This is a genomic window from Pseudomonas sp. BN417 (assembly GCF_029871205.1).
GTDB lineage: Bacteria > Pseudomonadota > Gammaproteobacteria > Pseudomonadales > Pseudomonadaceae > Metapseudomonas.
In genome coordinates, this window is the sequence record NZ_SSOJ01000047.1 from 1 (window position 1) to 5,496 (window position 5,496).

The following is a 5,496-nucleotide window of genomic DNA, read 5'->3' on the forward strand; positions in this document are numbered from 1 at the left end:
GTGTTCAGCCGGGGGACATAGGTAACGGGTGTCGGGAGACATAGGTAACGCTTCTAGGCTTGCGGAATCCTTCGAATTGGAGTTCGAGCGATGCCGTGGCAGGAGTGCAGCACCATGTCGATTCGACGCGAGTTCGTGCGGTTGGCCGAGCAGCCGCAGAGCAACGTGCGCGAGCTGTGCCGGCGCTACGGCATCAGCCCGAAAACCGCCTACAAATGGCTGCAGCGCCACCGCGAGCACGGTGAGGCGGGGTTGCAGGACCGCTCGCGGCGGCCGCAGCACAGTCCGGGGCGCAGCGACCCCCGCTTGGAGGAGGCGGTGGTGCAGCTGCACCGCCGGTTCCCGTTCTGGGGCGCCCGCAAGCTGCGCAGCCTGCTGCCGGCCGAGTTCGCGCGGCCCCACCACAGCACCATCGACGCCATCCTCCGCCGCCAGGGCTGCCAGGTGCGCTACCACGCCGAGACGGCCGAGGTCCCGGCGACGCAGCGGTTCGAGCACGCTCAGCCGAACGAGCTCTGGCAGATGGACTTCAAGGGCCACTTCCATCTCAACGCAGGTGGCTCGCCGCGCTGCCACCCCTTGACGCTGTTGGATGATCACTCGCGCTTTGCCCTCTGCCTGGAAGCCTGCGAGGGCGAACGCCTCGAACTGGTGCGGCCGCACCTGATCCAGGTCTTTCGCCGCTATGGCCTGCCACGCCGGATCACCGCCGACAACGGCCCGCCCTGGGGCTCGAACATCGCCGGCGGACTGTCCGCCCTGGAGGTCTGGCTGATGCGCCTCGGCATTGAGGTCAGCCACAGCCGCCCCCACCATCCGCAGACCCAGGGCAAGCTGGAGCGCTTCCACCAGACGCTCAAGCGTGAAGTGCTGCACCGCGCGTTTCGCGACTTGGCGCACTGCCAGCAGGCGATGGCGCACTGGCGGGAGCAGTACAACCACGATCGCCCGCATGAGGCGCTGGGCCAGTTGCCGCCGATCACGCGCTACCAGCCCAGTCGGCGCAGCTACCCGGAGCAACTGCCGGAACTGGACTACGAAGCGAGCGACCGGGTGCTCAAGGTCGGGCGCATCGGACAGATCAATTTCCAGGGCCGCCGCGTGTTCGTCGGCGGGGGGTTGTACGGGGAGCGCGTCGCGATCCGCCCCACCGCCGTCGAGGGCGTCTACGATGTGGTGTTCATCCACAAGACCCTGCGCCAACTCGACTTGAGGCAACGCGTGACATGATCATCAACCCGTTACCCATGTCTCCCGACAGGCGTTACCCATCTATCCCGGCTGAACACCGTGCGCACCAATGGTTGAGCGAGGCGCAGGGGCTGATCCCGCGATCGGTGCGCTACGGTGGGGCAAGTGCAGGAGTTTCGGCCCCTGGTGCGTCTAGGGGGCGAAGACAAGTCCACGTTCTACAAACGTGGATGTTTACTGGACAAAACAATGCAACGGGACTGGAGTATTTTAGCAGAGGCGGGAAGTCATTTTCAGAAGGGGCTTAGAGGAAAGACGGGTGATTCATTAGTTATTCTGCGGTCAGGCGTTTTAGTCAGGTTCATGGTGATCAACTTTCAAACAAGCTCATAAGACTGCAAGTGCAGTTTTATATTTTCTATATCGTTATTCATGACTACGTCAATGATGGATAGTCCGGAAATAAAATCTCTTGTTCCGGCCTGTTTATAGCTTTTTAACCTTGGCCTTACAAATGACAGGTTCACGCCTCTGTTCGCGAAGTAGTCTTTCCAATAGAGTTGCGTGCCTCCAATGGAGTTTACGTAGCTATTCGAGTGAAGAAGCTTTGTAATTTCAATGAGCCTATCGGGTCTGGTCATGCCCCTTGTATGCGGAAAGCAAGCCGAAGAGCGAACAAATTTCTTGTTTCCCCCAGTCATCTCATAAAACTTCTCAATCGATTTTATTGCCACATCGGAAATTGATTCGTTTTCGGCGCTGAGGACATCATAAACATACTTATAGCCGACTTCGTAGAATGGGGATTTCTATAGGTTCGCTGTACCTGTTTGAGAAATTTACGTTTAAAGTCTTCAAAGGAATGCGTTTGTATATTGCAAATTAATTTATTTTGACTGCCTTTCGACAGTGGGGTGGTGAAGTTGTGCGGGTGCCCGTTTATCAGGATTCTATTGCGATTGATCCAGTCGCGCTTTTTATAGTTAACGTCATCATAAAATACAAACACGTCGCTCTCCTCGATCAGGCAGAAATACCCGATATATGGGAAGGCATACGGCTGCATTATTGAAATCGTTTTGGACATGACTGCGCGCCATCATGCGCTCGTTCGATTTTTTGGCGATTCTAGCAGTGCCAAAATTAACTACTTTCTGCGTCGCTCCAGAAAGTTATTCGAAATATTTCGTTCTGCCTGCGTCAAGTGCGGTAGTTGGCTTCAAGGCCCGTTGGGTGGGCCGGACAGTGCGCTGTTTTAGCCCGCAGTTGATACGCGAGGCACACCCTCACAGTGGATAAATTCGTTTACAAAACAATCCAGGAGGTCAGTGAGTTGATTCGTGGTTCCCGCTAGTCGTTATTTTGACGGGGCTCGTCGGCCCACCTGTGCTATGCCCCTGCGCGGCTTCAAGACGGTAGGAAATGCGGCGGCCCCGTGCTGACGCGCTTTTCGAGGGTCATCACGCCAAGCAGGCGCTGATCTCAAGGCCGATTTTCAGCCGCCAGGGTGGATGGCAACGCGCCATGATGTGCCTTATGTTCGTAGCGTCGAGAGGCGCGGCGCTCCATTTCACTGCCGCGATACGAGCAGGGGAGTTGCCGCAAATGAGCTCCAGTCAGGAAAGTGCAAGCAGGGCCTGGTACGTAGTCCAGTGCAAGGTGCGCCAGGAAGAACGTGCTGAGGAAAACCTGCTGCGTCAGGATTATGTCTGCTATCACCCCAAACTCCGGCGCGAGCGGCTGGCTAAAGGCCGCCGGGAAATCGCGGAAGAGTCGCTTTTCCCGGGGTACCTGTTCGTCCACCTCAGTCTGCTGGACAACTGGGGGCCTTTGCGTTCAACGCGAGGTGTCAGCCGTATCGTGAGCTTTGGTAATCAGCCGGCGGTTCTCAGTGACGGCCTGATCGAACAACTTCAGCAGCGCGAATATGCGCCTTGCGAAGAAGAACTGCTCTCGGTTGGTGAAAGGGTTCGTATCAACGAGGGACCCTTTACCGACCTCGAGGCCATTTTCATGGCAATGGATGGCGAGGAGCGGGTGGTTCTTCTACTCAATTTCTTGCAGCGCGAACAGAAAGTTCTCATGCCTTTGGCTGGCATCAGAAAGCTCTGAAGAGGGCGTCGCTTGCCAGGCTAGGCGCAATGCATCGACCTGCCCATGCGTGCAACGACCGTGATCCGTGGACATGAAGGACCGGGAGGAATCCGACTGGCGGCTTTGCGGGCGATATGGGTGTCCGTCCGCACGGATGCCCCCTAACTATCCTTCCACTCGTCGCGGTGCGCCGCGCATTGTTCGGCGCGCAAGGCTGCGAGCATTGCTTCTGAAACATTTGGATCCGGCTCCTTCGCTGTCAGATGCAGGCCTGAAAATCTGGGGCGGTAGCGTGCCTGGATCGCAACATCATTGAGTGGATGTTCGGCTGGTTGCAGGAGAGCCGCAGGGCGGGACCTGCTACGACAGGCTGGCAACAAGTCTTGCCGCCTTGGTCATGCCGGTCGGCGCGCTGCGCTGCTTACGGAAGTACTGCTCGTACAGAACCCGTACAGACACGAGATAAATCAGATGCAGAGTAAACTAACGCTCAATGACACCAGAATATTCATTCTGATTCTGGTGGTCTCGTGTCTATCAGGGTTGGATTATATGGTCGATGGGGCGAGGTATATAAAGTACCTGGCTCTGCCAATTACGCTATTGATCCTGGCTGTCAGGCAGTTCAAGTTTCAAGCGGAAATTACAAAGGCGGACCTGCCTTTTCTTGCGCTGCTGGCTTGGCCGGCGGTATCAATAATGTGGGGGAATCTCGAACTGGGAGCGAAAGACGTATTCTTCATCGCTTCCTACATAGTCCCTCTGGCTCTATTCCAGAGAAGAGGAATATCCATAGAGAGTGTGTTTTATATCTACACGGCGGTATTTTTTGTTTCTGCGCTATCAAGGGATTTCGGCCAGTTATCCATTTCAGATTCAACGTCATTCCTCGAGGGTTCTGAGTCCTTCGTGTTCGGTGCGTTTGCCTTGGCATTTGCCCTGAACAAAAAGCGTGCGCTGACCATAATTGCCTTATTGCTCCTGATAATAACCCTCAAGCGAATAGCCCTGCTTGGCTTCCTGGTATGCATATTGTTGTGGATGATGCCTGGGAACTTCAAGAACCTCCTGATTAGCAGAATTGCCGTTCTTTCCTTGAATGCCTTGGTCGTGGCTTCAATAGTGATATTCACGAGTGGCGCAATGGATGACGTGATTCTTGATCTTACTGGGAAAACCCCATCCGGCTTTACCCTGGGAAGAAATGAGTTATATGCCGGCGTCGTCCAGGATATTATCTTGCACCCATCCGGTTTGATATTCGGGAACGGTGCTGGTACTGCCTACGAAAGGGCGCTCTCGATGTATAACGGCGAGTTGCTGAATCCGAATTTGCACTGCGATACGCTGAAAATATTCTATGAATATGGAATTATATTTTTTATCTACTTTTTTTACTCCATTGGCGGGTTGGGGGAAGACAAATCCAGAATCATGGCTATCTATATTAGTGTGTTGTTCGCCACGGACAACGTAATAATATACTCAAACACCATGTTCATAGTTTTATACATATCGTATCGCTTGGTTAATCCCCAGGTTAAGCAAGAAATGCCAAAGCCCTACCGCAATGAGGTTCCTGGCCTCAGAAGGCATTCCCGTTCATTTGAACTTGGGAAACCACGTCCTTAGAGGGTGGTCATGAGTCATCGGCTCTGCCGGTGACGATCGAAATACTCCGATTAGCAGGATGAAGTGGGCGTTTCTGCAGGAGCGAGAGGGACGCCGAGTTCTTGCTCGCGAAAGGTCGTGCTCGGAATGTTCGCGAGCAAGCTCGCTCCTACAAGTTCGGCGGCGAGCCAGGCGCAGAGGTCATGCGCCAAGCGCGAAGGTTGGTGCTGCCCTCTGGAAGGGGGGCGGAGCCTACCTTCGGATTCGAGGCATGAGTCCCGCACTCGTCTCCACCGTAGGGTGTGCTGTGCGCACCGCTTTTGAGGTCAAGCGGGGAGTGATGTCCAACCGCTGGTGCGCACGGCGCACCCTACCGGGCGGCTCCGTTGCTCGGCTTTAGGCCAGCAACGGATTCAAATCGTGACGCCCGCACTCGCCTCCACTGTAGGGTGTGCCATGCGCACCGCTTTTGAGGTCAAGCGGGGAGTGATGTCCAACCGCTGGTGCGCGCGGCGCACCCTACCGGGCGGCTCCGTAGCTCGGCTTTAGGCCAGCAACGGATTCAAATCGTGACGCCCGCACTCGCGTCCACCGTAGGGT

General features: G+C 55.6%; 4 protein-coding genes and 1 pseudogene. 4 read left to right on the top strand and 1 reads right to left on the bottom strand.

The features are described 5' to 3' along the window. The first annotated feature begins 90 nt into the window (after window positions 1-90). Window positions 91-1,230, top strand: a complete 1,140-nt coding sequence (locus E8F11_RS04500) for an IS481 family transposase (protein ID WP_280287593.1) — start codon at window positions 91-93, stop codon at window positions 1,228-1,230. 685 nt (window positions 1,231-1,915) lie between these two features. Here E8F11_RS04500 and E8F11_RS04505 read toward each other — a convergent pair. Next, the gene (locus E8F11_RS04505) at window positions 1,916-2,278 is read right to left on the bottom strand and encodes a WbqC family protein (protein ID WP_348529756.1); all 363 of its coding nucleotides are present in this window, start codon (window positions 2,276-2,278) and stop codon (window positions 1,916-1,918) included. Between the two features lie 518 nt (window positions 2,279-2,796). On the opposite strand from E8F11_RS04505, the gene rfaH reads away from it, so the two are divergent. The 3 genes and pseudogenes from rfaH to E8F11_RS04520 all read left to right on the top strand — a co-directional run bounded on the left by rfaH (window position 2,797) and on the right by E8F11_RS04520 (window position 4,917). Then, a complete protein-coding gene (gene rfaH / locus E8F11_RS04510) occupies window positions 2,797-3,303 on the top strand; it encodes a transcription/translation regulatory transformer protein RfaH (protein WP_280287616.1) in 507 nt (168 codons plus the stop codon). 284 nt (window positions 3,304-3,587) lie between these two features. Continuing rightward, window positions 3,588-3,751: pseudogene (locus E8F11_RS04515) on the top strand (IS5/IS1182 family transposase); the annotation flags it as partial. Between the two features lie 5 nt (window positions 3,752-3,756). Beyond that, window positions 3,757-4,917, top strand: coding sequence for a hypothetical protein (locus E8F11_RS04520; protein ID WP_280287617.1), 1,161 nt, complete (start codon window positions 3,757-3,759; stop codon window positions 4,915-4,917). Window positions 4,918-5,496 lie beyond the last annotated feature (579 nt).

What these genes read in the sequence shown, in the direction of transcription:
- E8F11_RS04500 (WP_280287593.1), top strand. Translation starts at nt 91, where the DNA reads ATGCCGTGGCAGGAGTGCAGCACCATGTCGATTCGACGCGAGTTCGTG.
- E8F11_RS04505 (WP_348529756.1), bottom strand. Translation starts at nt 2,278, where the DNA reads ATGTCCAAAACGATTTCAATAATGCAGCCGTATGCCTTCCCATATATC.
- rfaH (WP_280287616.1), top strand. Translation starts at nt 2,797, where the DNA reads ATGAGCTCCAGTCAGGAAAGTGCAAGCAGGGCCTGGTACGTAGTCCAG.
- E8F11_RS04520 (WP_280287617.1), top strand. Translation starts at nt 3,757, where the DNA reads ATGCAGAGTAAACTAACGCTCAATGACACCAGAATATTCATTCTGATT.